Origin of the sequence: Halomonas sp. DP5N14-9 (genome assembly GCF_019802175.1) — a bacterium.
Lineage (GTDB): Bacteria > Pseudomonadota > Gammaproteobacteria > Pseudomonadales > Halomonadaceae > Halomonas > Halomonas litopenaei.
On sequence record NZ_JAHVHR010000008.1, the window covers coordinates 1 to 22459 of the forward strand.

General features: G+C 56.2%; 27 protein-coding genes. 23 read left to right on the forward strand and 4 right to left on the reverse strand.

The features are described 5' to 3' along the window. The first annotated feature begins 126 nt into the window (after nucleotides 1–126). The 17 genes from KUW00_RS06500 (at nucleotide 127) to KUW00_RS06580 (ending at nucleotide 12635) form a co-directional block, all read left to right on the forward strand. The gene (locus tag KUW00_RS06500) at nucleotides 127–366 is read left to right on the forward strand and encodes a hypothetical protein (RefSeq protein WP_222568582.1); all 240 of its coding nucleotides are present in this window, start codon (nucleotides 127–129) and stop codon (nucleotides 364–366) included. 296 nt (nucleotides 367–662) lie between these two features. Next, on the forward strand, nucleotides 663–1109 hold the full coding sequence (locus KUW00_RS06505) for a hypothetical protein (protein ID WP_222568583.1): 447 nt from the start codon (nucleotides 663–665) through the stop codon (nucleotides 1107–1109). A gap of 167 nt (nucleotides 1110–1276) precedes the next feature. Continuing rightward, the gene (locus KUW00_RS06510) at nucleotides 1277–1417 is read left to right on the forward strand and encodes a hypothetical protein (RefSeq protein WP_222568584.1); all 141 of its coding nucleotides are present in this window, start codon (nucleotides 1277–1279) and stop codon (nucleotides 1415–1417) included. A gap of 34 nt (nucleotides 1418–1451) precedes the next feature. Continuing rightward, nucleotides 1452–1796 (forward strand): hypothetical protein, encoded by a 345-nt coding sequence (locus tag KUW00_RS06515; RefSeq protein WP_222568585.1) that lies wholly within the window; start codon nucleotides 1452–1454, stop codon nucleotides 1794–1796. Nucleotides 1797–1854: 58 nt separating this feature from the next. Further along, the gene (locus tag KUW00_RS06520) at nucleotides 1855–2181 is read left to right on the forward strand and encodes a hypothetical protein (RefSeq protein ID WP_222568586.1); all 327 of its coding nucleotides are present in this window, start codon (nucleotides 1855–1857) and stop codon (nucleotides 2179–2181) included. A 93-nt stretch (nucleotides 2182–2274) separates the two neighbouring features. Then, complete coding sequence (locus tag KUW00_RS06525; RefSeq protein WP_222568587.1) at nucleotides 2275–2547, forward strand: hypothetical protein; 273 nt, start codon at nucleotides 2275–2277, stop codon at nucleotides 2545–2547. Nucleotides 2548–2560: 13 nt separating this feature from the next. Next, on the forward strand, nucleotides 2561–2899 hold the full coding sequence (locus tag KUW00_RS06530; RefSeq protein ID WP_222568588.1) for a hypothetical protein: 339 nt from the start codon (nucleotides 2561–2563) through the stop codon (nucleotides 2897–2899). Between the two features lie 563 nt (nucleotides 2900–3462). Further along, nucleotides 3463–3816: a hypothetical protein gene (locus KUW00_RS06535; protein ID WP_222568589.1), complete on the forward strand. Its 354-nt coding sequence runs from the start codon at nucleotides 3463–3465 to the stop codon at nucleotides 3814–3816. Nucleotides 3817–3927: 111 nt separating this feature from the next. Next, on the forward strand, nucleotides 3928–4209 hold the full coding sequence (locus tag KUW00_RS06540) for a hypothetical protein (RefSeq protein WP_222568590.1): 282 nt from the start codon (nucleotides 3928–3930) through the stop codon (nucleotides 4207–4209). Between the two features lie 1491 nt (nucleotides 4210–5700). Then, nucleotides 5701–6306, forward strand: coding sequence for a hypothetical protein (locus KUW00_RS06545; RefSeq protein WP_222568591.1), 606 nt, complete (start codon nucleotides 5701–5703; stop codon nucleotides 6304–6306). Between the two features lie 12 nt (nucleotides 6307–6318). Next, nucleotides 6319–6549: a hypothetical protein gene (locus KUW00_RS06550; protein ID WP_222568592.1), complete on the forward strand. Its 231-nt coding sequence runs from the start codon at nucleotides 6319–6321 to the stop codon at nucleotides 6547–6549. Between the two features lie 122 nt (nucleotides 6550–6671). Next, nucleotides 6672–7424, forward strand: a complete 753-nt coding sequence (locus KUW00_RS06555) for a hypothetical protein (protein WP_222568593.1) — start codon at nucleotides 6672–6674, stop codon at nucleotides 7422–7424. A gap of 153 nt (nucleotides 7425–7577) precedes the next feature. Then, nucleotides 7578–7874, forward strand: coding sequence for a hypothetical protein (locus KUW00_RS06560; RefSeq protein WP_222568594.1), 297 nt, complete (start codon nucleotides 7578–7580; stop codon nucleotides 7872–7874). Nucleotides 7875–8165: 291 nt separating this feature from the next. Then, nucleotides 8166–8753, forward strand: coding sequence for a hypothetical protein (locus tag KUW00_RS06565; RefSeq protein WP_222568595.1), 588 nt, complete (start codon nucleotides 8166–8168; stop codon nucleotides 8751–8753). A gap of 103 nt (nucleotides 8754–8856) precedes the next feature. Beyond that, nucleotides 8857–10473, forward strand: coding sequence for a class I SAM-dependent methyltransferase (locus tag KUW00_RS06570; RefSeq protein ID WP_222568596.1), 1617 nt, complete (start codon nucleotides 8857–8859; stop codon nucleotides 10471–10473). Further along, nucleotides 10470–10952, forward strand: coding sequence for a hypothetical protein (locus KUW00_RS06575; protein WP_222568597.1), 483 nt, complete (start codon nucleotides 10470–10472; stop codon nucleotides 10950–10952). The genes KUW00_RS06570 and KUW00_RS06575 overlap by 4 nt, the downstream gene beginning before the upstream one ends. Nucleotides 10953–11249: 297 nt before the next feature. Continuing rightward, the gene (locus tag KUW00_RS06580) at nucleotides 11250–12635 is read left to right on the forward strand and encodes a hypothetical protein (protein ID WP_222568598.1); all 1386 of its coding nucleotides are present in this window, start codon (nucleotides 11250–11252) and stop codon (nucleotides 12633–12635) included. Here the strand turns inward: KUW00_RS06580 and KUW00_RS22620 are convergent. Next, nucleotides 12627–13136: a hypothetical protein gene (locus KUW00_RS22620; RefSeq protein ID WP_222568599.1), complete on the reverse strand. Its 510-nt coding sequence runs from the start codon at nucleotides 13134–13136 to the stop codon at nucleotides 12627–12629. The genes KUW00_RS06580 and KUW00_RS22620 overlap by 9 nt on opposite strands. A gap of 222 nt (nucleotides 13137–13358) precedes the next feature. On the opposite strand from KUW00_RS22620, the gene KUW00_RS06590 reads away from it, so the two are divergent. The 6 genes from KUW00_RS06590 to KUW00_RS06615 all read left to right on the forward strand — a co-directional run bounded on the left by KUW00_RS06590 (nucleotide 13359) and on the right by KUW00_RS06615 (nucleotide 18554). Then, nucleotides 13359–14600: a hypothetical protein gene (locus tag KUW00_RS06590; protein ID WP_222568600.1), complete on the forward strand. Its 1242-nt coding sequence runs from the start codon at nucleotides 13359–13361 to the stop codon at nucleotides 14598–14600. Beyond that, a complete protein-coding gene (locus KUW00_RS06595; protein WP_222568601.1) occupies nucleotides 14581–14793 on the forward strand; it encodes a hypothetical protein in 213 nt (70 codons plus the stop codon). Before KUW00_RS06590 ends, KUW00_RS06595 begins: the two co-directional genes overlap by 20 nt. 170 nt (nucleotides 14794–14963) lie before the next feature. Next, nucleotides 14964–15737 (forward strand): ParA family protein, encoded by a 774-nt coding sequence (locus KUW00_RS06600; RefSeq protein ID WP_222568602.1) that lies wholly within the window; start codon nucleotides 14964–14966, stop codon nucleotides 15735–15737. Then, nucleotides 15734–16981, forward strand: a complete 1248-nt coding sequence (locus tag KUW00_RS06605) for a ParB/RepB/Spo0J family partition protein (protein WP_222568603.1) — start codon at nucleotides 15734–15736, stop codon at nucleotides 16979–16981. The genes KUW00_RS06600 and KUW00_RS06605 overlap by 4 nt, the downstream gene beginning before the upstream one ends. After that, entirely contained in the window at nucleotides 16982–17329 is a 348-nt protein-coding gene (locus KUW00_RS06610; RefSeq protein WP_222568604.1) for a helix-turn-helix domain-containing protein, read from the forward strand. It begins immediately after the preceding gene. A 541-nt stretch (nucleotides 17330–17870) separates the two neighbouring features. After that, nucleotides 17871–18554 (forward strand): hypothetical protein, encoded by a 684-nt coding sequence (locus KUW00_RS06615; RefSeq protein WP_222568605.1) that lies wholly within the window; start codon nucleotides 17871–17873, stop codon nucleotides 18552–18554. A gap of 80 nt (nucleotides 18555–18634) precedes the next feature. Here the strand turns inward: KUW00_RS06615 and KUW00_RS06620 are convergent, their stop codons facing one another. The 3 genes from KUW00_RS06620 to KUW00_RS06630 all read right to left on the reverse strand — a co-directional run bounded on the left by KUW00_RS06620 (nucleotide 18635) and on the right by KUW00_RS06630 (nucleotide 22432). Further along, nucleotides 18635–19114, reverse strand: a complete 480-nt coding sequence (locus KUW00_RS06620; RefSeq protein ID WP_222568606.1) for a hypothetical protein — start codon at nucleotides 19112–19114, stop codon at nucleotides 18635–18637. Nucleotides 19115–19179: 65 nt separating this feature from the next. Next, the gene (gene sppA, locus KUW00_RS06625) at nucleotides 19180–20190 is read right to left on the reverse strand and encodes a signal peptide peptidase SppA (protein ID WP_222568607.1); all 1011 of its coding nucleotides are present in this window, start codon (nucleotides 20188–20190) and stop codon (nucleotides 19180–19182) included. A 46-nt stretch (nucleotides 20191–20236) separates the two neighbouring features. Continuing rightward, nucleotides 20237–22432, reverse strand: a complete 2196-nt coding sequence (locus KUW00_RS06630) for a DNA topoisomerase 3 (protein WP_222568608.1) — start codon at nucleotides 22430–22432, stop codon at nucleotides 20237–20239. Between the last annotated feature and the right edge of the window lie 27 nt (nucleotides 22433–22459).

The following is a 22459-nucleotide window of genomic DNA, read 5'->3' on the forward strand; positions in this document are numbered from 1 at the left end:
CGCCGCTGTGAAGCGTAGACAGCAAGTGAGTAGGCCGTGTCATTGAGCCCCGAAATTTTCACCACGCGATCGCCGACGCCCTGCGGATAGCGGAAGGCAACACGAGTTCACTGAAAAGGTTATCTCATGAACGAAGCAATCAATATCAATGAAGTGCTGGCGATGGACGGTCACGAAATTTCAAAGCTCACCGTTGAGCAGCGGAAAATGCTCGATCTGGCATTTTTGAAAAGTCGGCAGTATGGCCTAGCTATTGCTGTGACGAATAAGGCTACCAGTGAAGACCTTGCTAAAGCGTCTAGTTCTGAGGATGCAGAAAGAATCATGGCTGAGGCTGGTAGCATCGTCTCAGTGCGCAAACCGTAGTTGCCAAAGGTCACAACTGTTCAAGGAAAAGGAGAAATCCAATGCGGCAAGTCGATTTTTCGGAGGTCCCGAGTGGGGGATTCTTCAAGGAATACCCGAACGGCCCTTGGGTGCTGAAGAACAGCCCAACAACGGGACTTTGGAAAGTAGATGGCATCGAAGCTTGCCCGTCCTTCATGGCGACCGAGAGGGTTTGGGTGGAGGCATAGGGTGCGTCGGCCCCGGAGGTGGGGCCTCTCGTGAGCCGATCCGCTGGGTCGTCTGCCGAGAGCCACAGATGGAGGGAAGGCACACTCATGAACAAGCTCCGAACTGCATTGCTATCGATTGCGGGCCTCATTGTCCCGCTGGCCCCCGCTGCGGGCGATATTCCAGCTTGTGCCAATGAAGCAGCCCTGGAGTTTGGGGTGCCACAGAAGGTCTTTCGAGCGTTAGCGGTGGGCAACGGCTGGTCGCAGAATGAGGCGATCCAGCAGCGAGCCGAGGATCGAGGCGAGTATGGCCCGATGGGACTAGGTGAGCATGCCCTACCAGTGATTGCGCAAAACATCGACTCCACGGCTGAGGCGATCAAAACCGACCCTTGTGAGAACTATAGGGGCGCTGCTTGGTGGCTGATGAACCCCGCAGGTGGCAGCGCAGGAGAGATTTGGGAAGCCGTGAATCGCTACTTCTATGGTGATGCACAGCTTCATAGCTACCCGATCACCGAGCGAGTGAGAGCTATCTACGAGAACTTATAGGAAAAGCCCCATGGCGAAGCTAACGGACAAGATTCGAGAGATTTGTATCTGGCTCGATAAAAGATATGTGATTTCAAAGAGAGCACAACGCGCAGCCGTCCAATCCCAAAACACAGGTGCATCGTTTGATAACCTGTATGAACAAATGAAGTGATAGGAAAAGAGCAATGGATGACAAGGAGAACATTGAGAAATTATTTGAGGAGCTGGCTGATAGTGATGGTGGATCAGTCAGCAATGTGGCACCTATCTCAATAATTGCCCGTGGGATTTTGCCTTCAACTATTGTTTTGTCAGGAACTTTATGAAGCCCGATCTGCAACGGACTGAAAGGGAATAAGTATGTACTATTTTTCTGCTGTTCATGGGGTGTCTTCGCTTATTATTGGTATAGCTTTGACACTATATTTAGTTCGTTTTAATAATAACGCTTTTGGAATCATAGCGTTGTTGCTTATCGGCCCTGCTGGGTTTTTATTATTGGGTGGTACAGATGGGTTGGTTATGCCAATTTCAAGATTTCTTTCGTGGATTTTTCTCTTGTCTGGATTGCTGTTCTCAACGTATTATCTATATCAGCGTTTTGTCAGCGAGAAACTAAGAGATAAACGATGTCAAAACATTTCAGCAGTTATGTGTTTTTTTGGGTTTTTACTTATGTCTGTAGTTTTTTTTGAATCGCCATAAAAACATAATAAGGGGCGAATCAATAACTGATCGTGGAAAAGAAAAGGAGGTTGTGCTTATGAAACACAGTGGGGAGATGGCGAAGGATGGATTCGGGTGGCCCTTCTGGGGAGGGATGTCTTCCATCCTTTGGAGTTCATCGCTTGTCTATTGGTTTATGTTTCTAGGTCCTGGCTCGTCTCTGAATAAGGTTGCGGGTGGGTTTTTTCTGTTAGTCAGTGCCGCTCTAGTTTTCATCGGTTTCGTGAAATTCACCAGGATTCAGAGCATAGCCTTCCACAAAGTGGTGGCAATCACGACTCTAGCTTTGCTGGTGGTAGGAATGATCAGTGTCATGCTCTTCAGTGATGCATGGAGCCTTGAGAAGGCTCTTGGGATTTCCTGAGAGTGCATGCCCCGGGGACCACCGGGGCCTGTCGAGAGCCGATTCCTGGAGCCGGCTGCCGACAGTAACTGATCGAGGAAAAGGAGAACCACCATGGGGAACGCAGTCCGTACTGAAGGCACTGCCGAGGTCATGCGCGGAATGGCTGAGCGTATGCGTGAGACAGCTACCAAGCTAGACCGGCTGGCAGAGGAACTCGAAAAGCGTGGCAATTGGGATACTGCCAGTGAAGCATTGAGCATCGTCACCAACCTGATGCCCAATCTGCGCCTGGACCTACTGGCAGCACGGCCCATCCGGGAGCACCAGTACCGGATTACCGCTTTGGAGTCTCTAGCCGGCGCTGTTCCTGCTGACAGCAACTGATTGAGGAAAAGACATGGGAGCTCAAAAAGAAACGAATCCGAGGAAAACGATAAAACCTATCGTAATCACGGCCATTATGGGAGCAGTCTTCGGCCTTATCGCCGCCGGCATGTCCCACATGCCTGTTATCTTGGAGGGGATATTCACCTCTATCGGTAGCCATGATGATGTGTCAGCATTCAACGCGAGGATGCAGACTAGGCAGTTTCTGGAAAATGTGGCGCTCTACGTGGTTGTAGGAGCGATCGGTTTTCCATCGCTTCTCGCGATAGTGGGTGGCATCCTTTCAGTGATTGAATCCATAAGAAATGCGGTAATGGGACGAAACAAGCGTGAAGATGACGCAGCATGACAAATGATGTTGGCCGAAACCTTCGAGACGCACTTGGGCCAATCCGATATTGACGAGGCCCACGAAGAAGCCGCGTTGATCGCCGCAGTCAACTGATCCAGGAAAAAGAGTTGGGCCGATGAAGTGCCAGGCAAAGGTGCATGAGGTATACCCGGAAGCATTCGTCTCGGCCACAGCAGGCCAGGCCGTTGTCTATTCCGCCCCGGGCGGGGAGTTCCTAGGTCAATCATGCGGGGAGTACGGGGCCTGGGCAGCCGCCTGGGATGAGATCGAACGTCGAGGCACCCATCACCGGTGCCCGTACTGTGGAATCGCACTGGAGCCCTTCATGGGCGCTGAGGATGGCCCGGTGACAGGCTGGTATCACCACGCCACAGGGACCGGGTGTCGCTGGGACAACTTCGAAAATCTGAGCAAGCGCCAGATCATCACAGCCACAGCGAAACAGCGCCGGGACTGATCAAATAGGCTCTAGTAACTGTCCAGCCCCGGCGTACAGGGGCCTGTCGAGAGCCGGTTCCTGGAGCCGGCTGCCGACAGCCTCAACGATCAAGGAAAAGCGCATGGCTGACGAGAGTGGAGCGACGAATGCTACGGAGCTGACGCCTTTGCAGGAAGCGGTGGTGCTGGTGCGTGTGGCGGAGCACCTCGCTCGGGTACTCAAGCGCCTGTTCAAGGAGTTGCTCGTGGTGACGGCGCTCCCACTTCTCGTCATTCTCTTTTGCCTGGTACGCGACGTGCGAACCAGCGCCTTGATGGTGCTGGCGGTGTTGATCACGGGCTACCTGTGTAGCGTGATCTGGCGCAGCTGGGTGGTGAGGGAGGAACTTCGGGCGGTCCGCAAGCGCCTTGCCGAGCTGGCCCGGCCTGTCGAGGGTGATGCAGAGCGGGGAGGCTCCCGCAATGCCAAGGCCTAGCTCGATGCACCGCCAATGATGATTCCAGGTGTCCCTGGCTTGCGTGTTGACCAATCCGTGGGACACTGAACTTAAGCCATTGAAGTGATCAAGGAAAAGGAGATAGCCCACATGGAATGCATCGAGGCAACGCTTGAAAAGCTCGAGCTGGAGCGCGTTCCGTTCCCTGAATGGTTCGTGCCCAGGTTCTTCGCCAAGGATGAAGCCGAAGGCTTCGATGGCTGCTGGATGGTCTATGACAGCAAACCCCACTTCACGAACGGGGAGTGGGTTTCCAACGGCTCAAGCTACGAGATAGGCGTTGACGACAGCGAGGGACTGGCGCACACACCCTCAATATGTCGGGGCTTGGAACCGAGTAGATCCCTGTTCAGGATCGTGACCAATAGTTAAAGGAAAAGCCCCATGGCGAAGCTAACGGACAAGATTCGAGAGATTTGTATCTGGCTCGATAAAAGATATGTGATTTCAAAGAGAGCACAACGCGCAGCCGTCCAATCCCAAAACACAGGTGCATCGTTTGATAACCTGTATGAACAAATGAAGTGATAGGAAAAGAGGGACAAAAATTTTGGGAAACATGAGTCTAGGTTTGACTATTGGGGTTAGCCTCGCGTTGGGCGTGATCCTGCTGGTAGCCCATTGGGCCCGGATTCGCCGGGGCGATTTGCTCATGCGAAGCCGCTGGGGATTCGGATTTGGCGAGCTTATAGTGCTTTCTACAGGTTGGATTGGCGTCGCGTCGTTGGCGTGGTGGGGGCGTGGACTTGATAACAGAACCTTCACCTATGATGTGCTTTCTTTGACAATCATATTGTTAAGCGCCATTCTGGCTTTTGCCTCGGTGCTTCTCCCTGTCTTGGGGAGGCGCAAGCGAAAGCGCCTGCATAGTCGCGGATTGTCAACGTAACCAGAAATTCAACAGATCTAGGAATAGGATAGACGATGTCGGAAAAGCAAGAAGTAGCATTCCACACTACTGACCTGAGCGACCTGAGGGGCGCAAGCGAGATTACAGCGAGAGAAGTTCTTGCGAACAGTACTTTCAAGATTCCACTTCGCGAAGAGAAATCGCAAACTCTGAATCCAATGATGTAAACTCCCGATGGGCTTGCCACGCTGTTAGCATCACTGGTCGAGGTTGATCGGAGCGATGACTAGCATGAGGCCAAGGAGCAGGTCATCAAGATGTTGCTCGTGTGAGTTAGCATCAAAGATTTTATCGACGCCTGCGATACTCAGCTGGTCCAAGACCTAGGTGTCACAACGGAGCAGCTAGAGGGGGGCCGCCCGCTGCTCAGGTCCCTAGCGGCTTATCAGTGAGCTGATCGAGGAGTAGAAGAAGTATGAATTTCAAACAGATTTCCACAGCGACGAATTGGTACTTCAGGCACGAAAACTCCAAACATGACGTGCGTGCGTGCACTGTTTATCAAATCGCGGCCTGGGCGTTGACAGAAAAAGGGGAGGTGGTTGGGTTAGTGACGATTAGAGATCCCGAGACCCAGAGAGCGAAGCTCGTCCCCCCTCCTCCTTTAGCAGGCGACTATTTGCATCGCGATCAATTGACGAACGAAGAGCTCGAGTACGCAATGCTAAGATGACATTTCTGTCACTCGGCTAGTCTAGAACCGATAATCAGGGGACTGCTTCCGACAGCCACAGGTCGAAAAAGGGAACCGAAAGGTGGCGGTGCCTCTGGATAGAGAGTAACTGTATCGCGTCAAGGTTCATGACGGCCTAAAACGAGAGACGGGTCGCTTTAGAAAATGACGTGAGAGCCGGCGTCCCTGTGTTTGCAGAGGTAGCGATCGACGATTGACCGGAGACGCTAACCAGAAAAGGTAGCCTTTGAAGCCCGTAGGGCTAGAGAGTTTGTTCACCATGGCCATCACAGAGTTCAAGAGAGGCGAGCATCCGCACGGCTTTGTCGGCCTGCGCGTTGCGACGACCCTCGGATTGACTGGCAAGTTCTGCCAAGCACACTACTCATATAACGACCTCTCGCGTGAGCGAGCTTGGGAACTGGCCGAGGCCCAGTATCAGGCCTGGCGAGAGCAGGCCGCTGCCCAGCGTCGGGAATCGGCACTGCATCGCCGATCCAAGCGGGCCGGCCCCGGCTGGATCGCCGCTGGCTTCCGGGCAGCGTTGGTGCGTGAGAGCTCGATCCGCTCCGGCCGGCGGCGCATGTACTTCGTACCAGCCTTTTGCATCTCTCGGTGGGATACAGAGGCCGACACGCGCAACAAGAACCGGAGCAAAGCGTTCAGATTCAATGTCCTGCGGGGTAATTCCCTTGAGAGCGCTTTCGAGAAAGCCGAACGCTACTACTCCGAGACCCGAGAGCTGACCGTGCAACAGCAGGATCTGCTGCGATCTCGCCGGCCAGAGCCAGACGTGTTCGTCAAGATGGCGATCTCCCTAGGCCACCAGGAGTACACTATCGACGTCAACTCAATCCGGCGACGGGTCGGCGTGCCCGAACTGTGACAAGGAACCCCTATGATCAGAAAAATCAGCGAACTGAGCCAGACGTTCCAGAGCCCGAGCGGTAACGTCATCGAGTGGCGATCGCCGGGTGGCTGGCTCTACCGCTACGAGCGTGAGCGTGCCGCCGTGGGCATGGAGAGCGGTCCTAATACTGGCGAGTTCCTTTGGCATGTCCTGGACAGGAACGACCTTACCCTCGCTAAGCGCAAGGTTTTCGACCTCATCAATGATGATGAACTATGAATAGGAAAGCACCATGTTCAAGAATCTTCTTACCAAACTGCGAGGGTGATCGAGGGGGGCCGGATGGGTTCGCCTCGGAGATCCGGTTTAGATCACTAACCTTTTGCCCCGGGAGACTGGGCATGTCAAGAGTCGTTTCGACAAGACGGCTGCCGACAGCCTTAGAGATCGAGGAAAATGTGCAGGGCATGTCTCATAGCAAACTGCCAGATTTTGAGCCAGGTGGAACCATGGAAACTGATAAAGAAATCTACAAATTATCGCTTCGGCTCGGCATGAGCCTCCGGTTACTACAGCAGGAGAACGAGCTGTACGGCTGGCAAATTCTTGACGATGCCGGGCAGGAGTTCTTGGCTGTAGCCGGGTTCGGGACGGAGGAGGACGCACTTCGCGATGGGCTTCGAGCGATTGAAGATGATGGGCACTATCACTTTTCATCAGCTGTTCACCTGTGGCGATACAAGAAGGGCGATATCTTCGCCTGGCCCCTGCGCGTTGATCACCTGAAGAGCGGAGAGGTCCAGATTTTCATCGCTGATTACATCAGCCATGAGTGGATCAGCGGTGGCATTTATCCTAGCTACAGAGAGGCGTTCGCTGAGGTTGGCTCTGTACTGGACACGCCAGCTCCTGGGCAGAGGACACGCGCCCATGGAGTTGAGGAAGATGAACTGTCCGTACTGGCGGATATGGCCGACGAACTAAAAGAGGCTCACCAGCGCGGCGCTGAAACGTGGCCGGCAATGCGCGACGAATTCCGCAAGGCGCTGGACGATTACGCGAACCCGAAATTTTCCTATTCACCCATCGCGCATACCCTGATTGCCGAGATAATGGAGACCGCTAAAGATGCGCTCCAGGATCAAGATGACTAACTTAATAGCTCTCGCCACTTGAACGATAGCAAGTAAATAAAAGCAAGTGGTTTTTAATTTCCATCATAGCAAAGATTTATAATAATATGGTTTGAGCGATAGTAGCTCTATCATAAATAGCTTTGGTAAAATCAGTAGAATAAGGAAATGGTCGTGAGAAAATTAAAAAATCACGAAGAGACAAGTAAGTTGTTAGCCCGCTATGTTCTATATTTTGTTTTAAGCATCTCAATTGTAATTGTGATGTGCATTGCTAGTATTAGTGTGGTTTACGCTTTGGCTGCGGCAGTTTTAATATGTTCTATTCTTAAGAATACTATTGGTGTTATTAATAGAAATTGGGATGTTAAGTTCAAAGAGCTGTCAATTAAGGAAAAAGTCAGCTTGTTTGTTTCTTTGGCTTTAGATGTTATAGCGACTGTGTGTTTTGTTTTGTTTACCAAAATATAGGATGATTAATAAACGTTAGTTTTTATTTATCTATTTATTGTTATTATTTTTGCGGTTTACAGAATAATCCAGCGTGAAAGCCTGGCTGGCTTCGCTGCCATCGTGACACTTTTTTTCATTCTTATCCTTGTGCCTATCTGACTGATCTCATCAATCCTTTTCCTTCTGACACATCTTTGTCACGTAAGAACAACGTGCTCTTACGTGGCATTGGGCGTCTAAAAAATGGCGCTTGCGTAATCAAAAAATGGCTATAGGTTGGTCTCGTTACTTACCAACTGGGACCGAGCCATGGGCAATAACAGGGATACTGACGGGGTCGACGAGATCCTGAGTGTGTTGAAGGATTCTCAAGCCAAGGACCTTCCGCCTCTGCGACGTGCAGAGCTCTATGGACAGTTGACTGCGGCTAACTGGACAGAAAGTCAGATAGCCCATCACGTTGGTCGTTCTCAGCCGCACGTTCATAAGACGTTGTCCTTTCTGAAGCTTTCTGAACCGCTCAGGGCTTTAGTGGAAGCCGGGGTGGTATCGGCGACCCTGGCCGTCGATCTCGAGCGTGATCATGGTGATAATGCCCCAGGCATTATTCGCCAAGTTAAGTCCCTTACGAGAGGGAAGCGCCACGTTACAGCCAAGGACATTAAGGTAGCGCTTTCTCGATCGCCCAAGTCACTCGATGAGGAAGAGTTGCTGGCGATTAGTGCACGTCTACTGCCACTGCTGTGGCATCTGGACCGCGCCATACCAGCCCCGGATAAGCCTGGTTATCTTACCCTCGTCCTGCCTAAGACCGAGGTCGACTCGTTGCTATCATTGCGTGAGATGTTGGCCCTCAAAGAACCCACTATTGCAGATGATAGGGGTGAGAGGTCATGAAAAGCAGTCCGGTACTACTGTTTGATGTTGAAGATGCCCCCTGTGACGAGTTGCCCCCACCCACCGGGGCGATGGGTATGAAACGTAGCATGAGGGCTGCCCAATGACTCATCAGACTAATGACCTGGCCCCGACCATGGGTATCCTCGACGAGGAGCTCGGCGAGTTCTTCGCGCCGGTGTCGGCAGACATGATCGATGGGCTCATTGGGCAGTACCAGGCGATGCGCCGAAAGATCCAGGAGACGGTGGACCTGGTAATGGGGGAGGGGCGACAGGATGCAATCAGCTACTGCCTTGAGGGCAACATGCCCGACCTGTCTCGCTATGGCGGCAAGAGCCTCGAGCGCATACTGGACCCGGACGGAGCCTACAAGGCGCTGGATGCCGATTACTGGCAGCGGGCCTTGGCCCTGACCGACATCCTCGAGTTCATGCCGGCTAAGCGTCGCAATGAGTGGTCCGAGCTGATCCGGAAGCACGACACCCCCCCCTTCGAAGAGGCCACCGTGCGCGCCACGATGGAAAGCCTCCTGGCTCAGCGCCCAGCATTCTTTGCTGAGCGCATTGACGGGGTGTTCAGGGCGCTATCTGGCGTGCACAAGACCAACAAGTCGGTCGGTTTCTCCAAGCGGATGATCGTTGGCTACATGCTCGATGACATGCAGCACCCCAGCAGCTGCATGTCGGGTTATCTAAATGACCTTCGGGCCGTCGTTGCCAGATTCATGAAGCGGGACGAGCCGCCTCACAACACAAGTCACCGCGACCTGTATACTTTGCGAGAGCGACTCGGGCAATGGCAGAGCCTCGACGGCAACGCGCTGCGGGTCAGGCTCTACAAGAAGGGGACCTGTCACATTGAAGTGGCCCCGGATATCGCCTGGCGGCTTAACCGGGTGCTCGCCACCCTCTACCCGGACGCGATCCCCAGTGAGTTCCTCAACCAGCCTGCACCCGGTCCCAAACCCAAGCACTTCGACCTGATGACGCGACCGCTGCCTTTCGCGGTGCTGTCAGCCCTGCGGGAATGTCAATCAGACAAGCGCGGAGTGTCGCTGTGGCTTCGTGCCAGCGACAAGCACACCTGCCAGGAGGTGGAGCGTGTCCTTGAGTCGCTGGGGGGCGTCCGGACCGAAACGCGTAGGTACGCCTTCGACTACGACGTTCGTGACGCAATCGACCATGTGATCCTGACCGGTGTCATTCCCGATCAGCGCAGCCATCAGTATTACCCGACGCCAAAGCACATTGCCGAGGCGGCCGTCGCCGCGGCGGAGATTTCACCCGGTGATCGGGTGCTGGAGCCGAGTGCTGGCCAGGGACACTTGGCTCGACTGTTGCCAAAGGACAGAACGACCTGTGTCGAGGTCGCGTCGCTTCACTGTCAAGTGCTTCAGGCCCAAGGTTTTGACGTGGCCGAGGCGGACTTCCTGAAGTGGGCGGAATCTGCTACGAGTTTTGACAAGGTGGTGATGAATCCTCCCTACCAGGGCGGCCGGCACCAGACCCACCTTGAGGCGGCGGCTAGGCTTGTCTCCCCGGGCGGCAGATTGGTAGCGATTTTGCCAGCCACTGTAACGTCGCGCCCCTCAAGGGTACTGAACGACTGGGAGGTGGAGATCTCAACTCCCTACACTGGCGACTTTAAGGGGACCAGTATTTCAGTGGTCATCCTGACGGCCACCAAGCCCGCTGCAACCGCAAGGAAAGCCGCATGAACAAGGTTCACTATCACTTTCTGCTGATCCTGATGCTCGCCGGGCTCTGTGCCGGGCTACTCTATCACCTCCGCTCAGAAGAGCTGATCGCCCCGGGGGTGCTCGCAGGAGCGCTGGGGACCGTCGCATTCGTCATGCTGCTGGCGCTGCTCGGATCGCGTGGCACCTGGTGCCTGCCCCGTGATAGCGGGGTGTCGGGCCGTGTTCAAGAAGAGCGGCAGGAACAGGCGCGTTGCTACCTTGAGAAGCACCATGCTCAGGAGGCTTCCCCCGAGGTGATCAAGGCGGCCTGGGAACTGGCGCAGCGCGAGGGGCACCTCGACTCCTATGAACAACGGCTCGCGGATATCGATCATCAGCCCCTGAGGCTGGGAGATGTATGGCTGGCGCTAGAAGGCAGCCGTGTTGAGGCAGGGGTGAAGACCGCCATGGACGACAATGCGCTGACGCGTCTGGCTCAAGGACGCCTCGACGCATGACTACGACGCTCGACTACATTTCTACCCCGGTGTAGGTCAGCGAGATTGTTCGTGGGCACGGGTGATGCTGCCGGAGACACACCACGCTGGCGGTTAATACAGCGGCGTAGCAAAGCGCTGCTGGACCATTTCTGACACTATGTATCTATGACTAGGTCCCCCTCACCATCTGGCGCCAAGATCCCATTCGGACTCCGCGATAGGCGAGTGGTCCATATTGATCAGCTAACGCCGCAAGAGCGTGGGTTACGCTGCGGCTGCGTCTGTCCCGAGTGTAAAACGCCATTGGAAGCGCGAATGGGCGCCAAGGTGCGTCACTACTTCGCTCATTCGCGGAGTGACCGGCCTTGTTCGAGCGGCGCCGAAACGGGTATCCATCTCGCCGCCAAGCAGCTCATCGCCGACCGTCTCGCCATCCCGGTGCCAACCTTGATAGCGATTGTCGAGGCGCCTGATAGCCGTGGCCATGTGTTGAGCGTTTCGAAGAAACTCTACCCCGGCGCGGATCGGTATCCGGTCCTTGATGCGATGCTCGAGGTCGGGCTTGTCGATATCAGACCTGACTTGATCGTGACGCTGGGGGGCGTAAAGATCCTGATCGAAGTAGCTGTGACGCATTACGTCGATGAAGAAAAAAAACGACGCCTTGAAGAGCGAGGCCTCCGGTGTATCGAGATCTCGCTGGGCCATGTTGATCGCACCCTTACCCTCGAGGTGCTTGAGCATGAGCTCTATAACCAGAACAACGCCTCATGGATAGTCAACCCGCGACTGGATGAGGTGAGGCCATTGTTGGAGCAGCAGCTGGCAAAGCAGGTTGCCCAAGCCAATGAGAGGATTCGGCGGGCAGACGAAGTGCTAGCTCGAGAGCGGCAACGTCAGATAGAGGCCGCCATTAGGCTGGAGCAGGAAAGGGAAGCAGCCGCTGAGCGAAGAGCGGCCGAGCGCGAGCGTAGAGAAGAAGAGGCCCGTCGCTTGCGAGAGCAAGAGGCGAAAGAGGCGAGTGCGAGATGGAAGGCTCGTCTTGAGTTCGAGCGTGCGATGGAAGCAAAGCGCATCGAGGAAGCCCAGATGCTTTGGGCCACTCAACGAGATGCCCAGGACCTAGAAGGCATGGAGGCCCAAGCTCGACAGTTGCTTGCTGATTGCGATCAGCTGTCGGCTCAAGTGTCAGCCACAACCACGCTTCCTCTGCGGCTAGCTCTGCCCCAACTGCAGCGAACTGTACGCCGCAAGATGTCACGTCTGGACATTGACGCCCCCCCTCTGGCGCTGACCTGTGAGATTCCCGGAGAATGGGTCTTTGGCATCACATCCATCGAGTGGAAGTTCGGGCTGTTCCTAGATGCCGTCTATAACCCTGAAGAGCTAACGAGGTTTCGGCAGTGGCGATCCTTGGTCGACCTAACGGAAAGTGCGCGGGTGCTTGGCCTTAAGGAGGTGCCCTTGCTCAGCGAGGCACGAGAGCTACTCGAGAGGGCGCGCTATTACCAACTACTTGAAGCCCTTCCGGCAGTGGCTTCTCTCAAGGCGCTCCCCGACGCTCGTCAAGCGGTGATGGAATTCATTGGCCACTTGGCTAGCTACAATATGGTCGAGTTCGTGCCGCGTTCTGCGGACGATTTCACCTACCGGGCTGTGCCTTCCAACCTGTGGGCCGTTCCTCCCTTTCATTCAGACTGACCGACCTCGTGCGCCAATGGCAGGTCCTGCCAGCGCGTGGTGTACGCCGGCGAGAGGGCGAGAGCATGACACCGTCGCCGGCCCCTTACGGTATATCTGCTGGAGAGCATCCATCGCCGCGCCGATCAGCTCGCGGTTGTCGTCGGTGGGAGCGGGGAAGGGAGCGGTCTGGCGTGTGCAGCAGGGCTCCCCCCGGCGATCGAGCGGTGAAGTTTGGATGAAGACCTGCTGGCAGTGGGTTAGCGCCCCCTGGCCACGTAGCTTGGCCGCGATGCGGGCTGTCAGGCTGGCCAGCGCGGCGGCGAGCCCCTCGCGGTCGTGCACCCGCCTGCCAAAGGACTGGGTAGTGATGATTTGCTTTTTGGGTCCCGGGTCCTCATCACAGGGGAAGCTGCGCTCCCCGTTGAGCACCCAGGCCGTACGCTCCACGGTGACGCCGTAGCAGTCGTGGGTTGGCCAGCGCCAGTTGCCAGGCGCTGCCTGCCGAGCCAAGACCGCCATTACGGGATCGGAGATGTCCTGATAGAGCGCTAAACAAGGATGTCAGCAGACATGCGGAGATCTCCAAAAAGCTGTATATTTATACATAAAGAGGAGAGTGACCTGTCCGGCAAGGGAGTGGCGACGCGATTGTGGGCTGTCTTGCATTATCGGTAGTTCATGCGAAGCTGGCAGCCATGCTGGAAACAAGCCTGCCATTTGCTCAAGGGAGAAGCTGAATAAATGAAGAATAGTAGAGCGGCCCGGCTGTTGAGTGGTCCTTTGGCCAGCGCCTGGGTTGTTATCGGGAGCGTGCTTGTTGGTGTGGTGTTGTCCGCCTTCCTTACGGAAATTCAGGATTCGCCGCCTATTACCTGGCTGAAAGCCTGGGAATTTTCCGGTGGCACCATGGCGTCGCCAGCTATAGGATTTTGGGTCCTATTTATATCGGTTGCCGTGGTGGCGGCGTTCCGTGAATACTTTAGTTACGTTAGAGCTAGAGATGATCGAACTGAATTGCATGATAATATTGCAAGTGTCAGAGAGGTCGCTAGCACGATGCCACCAAAAGACTTTTTGCGGCGATCATCTTCCTCTTTTAGAGATATGAGCTTTGAGACGGACCTGGTCTACGCATCGTCACTAGAAGACTTCCTTGCAGCCCAAGACGAAAGGGAGGGTAGCACCGTTGGCGAAAAGCGAGAAAATATCAACCTCGTCATAAGGATGGTCTTGGACTCCATGATCAACCTGGCGCTACACTTCGATCAGCCCCACACCTATAGGGATGTAACGTACTCAGCCAATATCATGTGGCTTAAAGACCCGAGCGAGTACCCTAACCGGGAGCAGCAGGCCATCCTCTGGGAGGCGGCTGAGAGACTTTCAGACTGTGAAAATGCCGAAATGTTTTTCTCCGCCGTAGATAACCTACTCGTTCTTGATCTCAACCTGACAACGAATAGCAAGAATGTGGGCGTGCCGGAGGTGGATAGTCTTAAGCCGTTATGCTTAGGTTATAAACATGGAGAAAGGGGTGTTGGGTACAATCTACCAGGGGCACCGCAGACGTTAATAGATATCGATTTCTCTCACGTTAAAGATTCTCGTGAAATAGCGGGAACTATGACGGAATACGGGAAGCTGTCAAGGAAGAAGGTGGGAGCGTATTATAATAACGATACTAGGGGGCTAAGTATCTTCTCTATGCCCGTGGTGGGATATGATCCTGTTAGTGGTGAAGACTCCGTTATTGCAGTTGTTTCCATCTACAGGAATAGTCCTGGCATCATGGAAGGACACCAGCGGGCGCTCATGTTTAACCACCAGATGGTACCTTTCGTCAGCCTGCTGTATCGACTATGCTGGGTACGACAGAAAGTAGACGAGCTGGAAGGCAGTCCGCTCTCGGCGTACACTGACGTACCGATGGAGCTTTCATCCACCCCTGAGAAGGAGAGCCAAGATGGCGATGGTAGCGACTAAGCGCGAGAACACCGACCGCAAGGTTTTGCGCTCGCGGACGCGCTCGGGGCGTTACGTCACCTTGGGCACCGCCAGCCTCAAGGGGAAGTCCTTTGCGTCTAAGGAGAAGGTGGCGAATACCCTCAAAGCCGCCAATAGGGCCTCCAAAGCCAAAATCCGCAAGCACCGCCAGGAGCTTCTGGACGTGGACTGATGGGCTATACACTCGAGCGTGACGAGCCTGCGACCCCAGTCGCGGGCTTTTTTGTGCCCTTGGTACGCCATGTATCGAGCGATCATTAAGCAAGAAATGGGTACCGCAACGTCAAATTATGGTGCTATTCTGGTGCCAGTATGAGCCAATCTCTCAGGCAGGAGCCAGTGATGAGTAGAATCCTCTCCGTGGCGTCCCATAAGGGCGGGGTCGGGAAGTCCAGCACGACGATCTTCCTGGCGCAGCACCTGGCGAACAAGGGGCGACGAGTGCTGGTCATCGACAACGATGCCCAGGGCAATACCACGACTCGCTTGATCCTAGGGGACGATGGAGAACCCGTGCCCCTCGCGTCTACCACGGCGGCCGATCTCTATACCCCGAACCTTGAGCAGCTCGAGGTGTCCCATTGCCCCCGCGGCATTGATCTCATCCCGACACCCAAGAACTGCGCTCGCCTGTATGCAATCCAGAGCTCGGAGCTGGATGACTGCCTGGTATTTCGCAACAACTGCTGGGCTCTGCTCGATGACTACGATGTGGTGATCATCGACTGCCCCCCGAACTTCGGTGTCACGTTGGTGGCGGCCTTGGCCATGAGCACCCACGTGATCAGCCCCGTCAAACTATCCGGGTTTGCGATTGATGGTATCGAAGGCATCCTCGGTACCATTGCCAGCGTCAAGGCCCAGTACAACGAGGGACTTAAGTTCGCCGGCACCTTCATCAACATGCTCGAACCGGGGGCCAAACGCCAGAACCGCAATGCCCTTGAGTTTCGTAGGGTGCTGGGGGAGCTGGTGCTCAAGAACCAACTGGCTCGCCGGCCGCCGATTGATACCGCGATCGACGAGGGGGTGCCGATCACCTCACTGACCTATGCCCACGTCGCGGCCAAGGAAGTCGCCACCCTGATGGATGAAATTGAGGAGCGCCTGCAATGAGCTCAAGTATGCGAGGCCTAGACAGCATCGTCCAGGCAGCCAACTTGGTAGAAGAAACCGGTCAGAATGTCCTGACGTTGGATACCGATGACGTAGTGTCTCGCCCCCAATCGCGCGAGAAGTTCAAGCGGATCGAGGAGTTGGCGGAGTCCATCAAGGCCTCCGGTCAACAGCAGCCGATTGTCGTCTCGCCCAAGAACAGCAAGGGTAAGTACACGATCCAGAAGGGTGAGCGTCGCTGGCGTGCCTGCAAGTTGCTAGGCGTCAAGGTGCTCGCCATCGTCAACAACCGGCATGAGAAGCCACTCAAGGCGCTCAGTGGAGAGCTGGCCGAAAACATCCAGCGGGAGAACCTCGAGCCAATGGAATTGGCTAAGGCGCTATCCCGTTTCGTCGACGAGGGGGGAATGTCCCAGCGAGAAATCAGCGAGGAGCTGGGCAAACCTCTGACCTATGTGTCGGTGCACCTTTCGCTGCTAAAGCTGCAGGATGGCCTCAGAGAGCGACTCTACAATACTGGACTGGTAACCGATCCCGAGACTCTGAACAACCTGCGCCAGCTGCACCAGCTCGACCCTGAGTGGGTTGAGGAGATCTGCGCTCAGGTAGAGGCGGAGGAAGGCCTTTCGCGTCGCGACACTCGGGAATGGCTGCGGGTTGCGAAGAAGGTCAAGGATCAAGGCCTTCGCCCTAAGGACGCATTCCTGGCGAGAGGGGCGCCCCAGGAGTCGCCCGCGCCTTCGAAGGAGCGACCGGGGAAGGGGGTCGGAAAAGGCACGCTTCTGGAAGAGCAGGAAAGCGACGGGAATGCACAGGGATCTAGTGAAGGTGCTTCTGAACCTCAACCGTCCTCTGAAGGCCCGTCACACCAGCCAGGCCCGTCGGCCAAGCAAGAAGCGCCCGCTCAAACCGGTGCCAGCGAATCTCGCGGTGGTTCGTCGGAACCGACAAGCAAGTCTGAGGCTGGCGGGCAAGGTGCCGAGTTACCTCCACCGGCCACCGCTACGAAGTCCGAGGCGAGGGAGCAAGGCTGGAAGGACCTTCCTCCTGAGGCGATCCGGGTCTATTGCGCCTGTGAGATCGATGCTGAGTCCGGCGAGTTACAGATGGGCTGGATTCTTACCTCTCGTGTGGATGAAGAAGACGGTTTCGTGTGGGTCATGCTGAACAACGAAGGCAATGAGGAGCCTGTCCGGCTGCCAGCAGAGGCGATCACAATCACCTCGGTAAGGGAGGTGGGCTGAATGACTACGAGCGACGGACTCAGCAACCCGTGCCGGCGCCGCTACGCTCTGGTCAATGCCCTTGCTGAACTTAAGGAGCCGACGATGTCAGATTTGCGTCGGCAGACGGGCATCCCTGAAACCACGATTCGACGGCTGATGACGACCCTGCGCCAGGAGCTCGCAATCGATCTCCGGTACATCCATCCGGTCAGCACTACGCCGTCAGGATCGGGCTACTACGAACTGCGCAGCTGGGGCATCCTGGATGCCAAGGCGTTCCGGACAACCTTCGGCCACATTCGGCGAGGGGACGACGTAGTAGAGGAACTTGCATCGCGTAGTGGGACGTCAACTCAGGCACTATAAAACGATGGTACACTGAGTAGGCGCACAGCTCTCCTCAGTGTTGTGCTGCCCCGAGGCTGCTGGTTGCTCTCACACTGCCAGCAGCCTCATTCCGACACCCCAGCTCACTCGCTGTCACAACGCAACAGCGCACCATGGAAAACCATAATATGGTGCTTGCATGGTCATAAATCGGTGTTAGTTTTGACCTTGAAGATAGATTTCCGGTGACATCAGGTCGGTCGTGTTGTGATGAAGGCCTACCGGAACTATCGGGGAGTGTCGAATACGACGGCTGCGGGATGTAGGATATGGCTTCTTGGTTACTGGCCAATACCTTACCAAGATTGGCTGGTGGCGTTCTGCGAGGCCTGGTCACTACCCCTTACAATGGTCTGAGCCGAGAAGGGCACCGGCGGTGGCCCTCCCGCCTCTACCTCGTGGTCCAAAGTGCTGCCGTTCCTCTATGAATCCAGGTAGCAGCGTCGCTACGACATGGAGGCCTCTGATGCGGCCTTACGACACAACACAATCCTGATGTACATGAAGCTGAGGAGGGACCGTGAGCAACTGTCATCCGGGCCCCAGGACAGAGCAAACCCTGCTGGAGCTATCGACCAAAAATCAGCGCATCGAGGCGCTCTCTGAGTGGGCCTACACGGGATTCTGCCAGGACTACGAGGGGCCGATTGCTTACTGTGAGCTTTGTAAGTCCAGTCATCAGCGTTTCCGGTTCCGTGTCGACAACATGCACAATCGGCGTCGCATCTGGGTCGGCGCGGGTTGTTTGCTGGGCCACGCCTTCCGGGTCGAGAAGGACGGTATAGCGCTCAATCAGCAGGCAGCGGAGAGCCACATTCACGACACGATCCAGGGCTTCATTCGTGACGGCATCGTCGCCCGTCTGCTCGTCGTGGTGATGCGTGACACAAATGAGCTGCTGGCCGAGGCGTTGGTGCACTACCAGCAGACCGGTCATTTGACACCGCATCATGCTGCCATCTTCTTCGATGCCATCGAGCGTGATCGAATCGACACCACGCAGGCCAGATTTCATATCTATTTGCGTCGCCAAACAGATCAAGCTGAGATGCGTAGCCTGGCCACCTGGCGGGTCTGGAGATTCTGGCATGCCTTAACGCCTGCACAACAGAAACAGGCCTGCGAGCTCGGGCACAGGCCTCCTCCGAACAGTCACGAAGCATTGCGCCAGCATCAGATCAAGGGAACATGCTCTTATCCCTAGCTGCGTCATGACCGCCGTAAGGCGACCCAACAACGAAAGGCGAGGCTCTCGGGCCTCGCCTTTTTTGTCGGGTATTCGGATCAACGGGTTGATGTGGTGCCAGCTGCCTTAGCGGCTCGACGCTCCACGTCTGCTCGACGACGCGCTACATCGGCGTCGGTAATGAGGCCATGTTTCACCAGCAAGCTTTCCATTGTGTCAATCTGCGATTCGATCTTTTCCATGATAGCCTTGGAATGTTCCACTTCTTCCCATGCCCTTGCGCTAAATACATTTCGAAACCTTCCGGTGTTACTAAGGAGACACGACAAGGCGGCAGGAGCACTGGCGGACGTGACTATTATCCGTAGGCCGTCTTGCAGGTCAGCTTGAGAGTAAGGACTAAGGTCCTGGGTGATGAATACGTAGATCGCGACGACAGAAGTTAAGGTAGCGGTCATGGCCACCCACCAGCCTAGAAATCGGAACAGGCCTAAAAGCACATTTCCCGCCTGCTCCAGGTAGGCCTCGGGGTCACGGAATTGCTCGCGGAGTGCGTTGCTGTATGTAATGTCGGTCATGGACTCTTCCTTATCTGAGTCAACTAGAAAATCCGGATACCCCTTTTGTCGGACCGCTCCGGTGCTCATGGCATTTCGTATCGCACTTCGGCATTCCGGTACGATGCCATCCCTAGCAGGCTCTGAACCATCGGGCCAAACCCTTTGGTGAGGCGGTCCAGGGTGGACAAGCGTGGCGTGTAGTTGCGCAGTTCGACACTCCCGATGAGCTCGCGAGACAGCTGCTCGAGCGTCAGCACCTCGTCGATCAGTCCCAGGCCCTTGGCTTGCTCACCGGTCCATATCAGGCCGGAGAAGATGTCGTCGCCACCTTGGAGGCGATCGCCACGGCCTGCTTTGACGTCAGCAATGAACTGCTCATGGGTCGAAGAGAGTACCGACTCCCAGAAATTGCGTTGATGCTCGGTAACTGGTGTGAAGGGGTCTAGGAATGCTTTGTTCTCGCCCGAAGTGAACACTCGCCGTTCGACGCCGAGCTTGTCGATAGCGTCACGGAACCCGAATCCTGACGAGATAACGCCGATCGATCCAACAAGGCTCGAGGGAGCGGCGTAGATATACTGTGCCGCGGAAGCGATGTAGTAGGCTCCGCTGGCGCCCATATCCTCGACCCAGGCGAGAATGGGTGTGTCCGGATGCTCTTCCTCCAAGAAGCGGATCTCTTCATAGACGCGCTGGGACTGCACGGGACTTCCGCCTGGGCTATTGATGCGAAGCACCACGGCCGCAATCTGGTCTGCATTCAGGGCGCGGCGAAGTCCCTCGTTGATACGAGAAGCGGTGGCCTCTTCATCAGCGTCGATCACCCCCTTAACGTCGACGATCCCCAGATGTCGCTCCACTAGCTCCTCCTTACCCGGGACGGCGAAGTGGAGGAAGTAGACAGTGTTGGCCAGCGAGGCGAACAGGAAGATGATGAAGAGAAAGCGAAAGAATATCTTCCAGCGCCTGGAGCGGCGGCGCTCGGTTATGGTGCTCTCCATCCACTTGTCGAAGGTCTGCCACTGCTGAAGACGCAAGGCCTCATCGGGCCCTGCCTCCTGGTTGCCACCGATCCTGTTATTCGTTTGGCTCATCTTTCGTTCCCTTGCGTGGTGTTGTCTATTCGGTAGTGACAGGAAGTCATGCAGCGCTGGTGCGCTTGCGCTTGTAGGGGAGGCGGCCCTTGCACTCGGGATAGCCGGAGCAGCCCCAGAACTTCGTGGCTCGCGTCTTGCCGGGGGCTTTGCCGCTACGAAGACGCATTGCTTTCCCGCAGTCCGGGCAATCAGGCCCATCCTCGGGTTTGGTGCGCTGCTGTGGCTTTCCGCGGCTGTCGGGGAAGGTCGCCTTGCAGCTCGGGCTTTGGCAGCCCCAGAAGAAGCCATTCTTACCCTTGATCCGCTTGAGCGGACTGCCGCAGGTGAAGCAGGGGTATGTGCTGCCCCTGGCGTCGGCGAACGCCTCCTTGATGCCGCTGTCCTGTTGCGTGAGCTGTTCGGCGTTTGTCTTGACCGTGGTCACCATGGTGGAGACCCAGCCGGTGATCTGCTCCATGAAGGTGGTCATGCGTGCCTCGCCGGCAGCGATCTTCTCGAGCTGCTGCTCCCAGGCGGCGGTCATGCCCGGGGACTTCAAGGCCTCGGGCAGGATGGTCACCAAGGCGTGTGCCTTGTCGGAGGCGTGCAGGGTCTTCTTCTTGCGCTGCAGGTAGCCACGATCGACGGCGCCTTGGATGGTACCGGCACGTGTGGCCGGCGTTCCCAGGCCTGCTGTGTCCTTGAGGATCTGCTTGAAGCGCGGCTCGGTGACGAAACGAGCAATGTTCTCCATGGCCGCCAGCAGCGTGGCTTCGGTGAAGTGGGGTGGGGGGCGGGTGAACTTGTCGGCGAGCTCCGCACCATTGATCACCGCCGGCTCGCCTTGGCGCATCGGGGGCAATTGGTCCTGTTCGGGGTTCTCATCTTTCGACTCGCCTTCATCCTCGGGGGAGGACTCCAGATCGGAGTTGAAAATCACCTTCCAGCCTTGCTTGAGCGGCGTCTTGCCGCGGGCATTGAAGAGATGCTGGCCAGCCGATACCTGGACCTTGGTACGGTTGAACTCGAACGGGGCATAGAACTGGGCCACGTAGAAGCGGCGGATGCAGTCGTAGAGGTTGAACTCGAGCTCTGACATCTTGGAAATGTTGGTTCGGGCCGGCGTCGGGATGATCGCGTGGTGGGCGGTCACCTTGGCGTCGTTGTAGGCCCTCGAGCTGCGCTGAGGATCGGCGCCGGCCACCAGGCCCGAGAAGGTCTGGTCGGTCAGCATCAGGCCCTGCAGGGTATCGGCAATGTCCTTACGCTGAGACTCGGGCAGGTAGCGTGAATCGGTACGAGGGTAGGTCGTAGCCTTCCAAGTCTCGTAGAGTGCCTGGGCGCCATCTAGGACCTGCTGCGCCGTGTAGCCCCAGCGTTTGGCGGCATATTGCTGGAGCGAGCTCAGGTCGAAGGGCAGGGGGGCGGACTCCTTTCCTGGCTTGGTCTCGGCGGTGCTGATGATGGCGCTGACCCCGCGTACCTGCTGCCCCACCTGCTCGGCGAATGCCTTGTTGATGCAGCGGCCCTGGTCGTCGGCCAGCTCTTCCGGCACTTCCCAGACGGCGCGGAACGCTCCACTCTGTACCGACACGTCAACGCTGAGAACGTAGTAGGGCGCCGGGGTGAAGTTGGCGATCTCCTTGTCCCGTTGACACACCAGCGCTACGGTCGGGGTGATAACCCGGCCAACATGCAGCGTCTCGTCGTAGCCCGCCTTCCGCGCCAGCACGGTGTACAGACGGGACATGTTCATGCCAATCAACCAGTCTGCTCGGGAGCGGGCCATTGCCGCGTGATACAGGGGTACGGTTTCATCCCCAGGGCGGATGTCGGCCAGCGCATTGCGGATACTGGTTTCATCGAGTGCTCGAAGGCACACGCGCTTGACTGTACCTTGGTAACGGCTCCGGTCCATCAGAGACCGGGCAATAGCTTCTCCCTCCCGGTCATGGTCAGTGGCGATGAAGACCTGACTGGCTTTCCCTAACAGCTCCTTAATGACTTTGAACTGCTTTGCTCCTGACTTCTTCACATGGTAGCGCCACTGGTCGGGGGCGATCGGCAGTGACTCTATGTTCCAGGACTTCAGCGCCGGGTCGTAGGCGTCAGGCATGTTGAGTTCGAGCAAATGTCCGAAGGCCCAGGTCACTATCCGATCACCGCCATCATGGAGGTATCCCTCGGCTCGCTTGGTGATGCGCAGCACCTGAGCCAGGTCCTTGGCCTGAGTTGGCTTCTCGCAGATGTAAAGGTCCATTGAGTGCTCCTGTGGCGGTCGGCCACG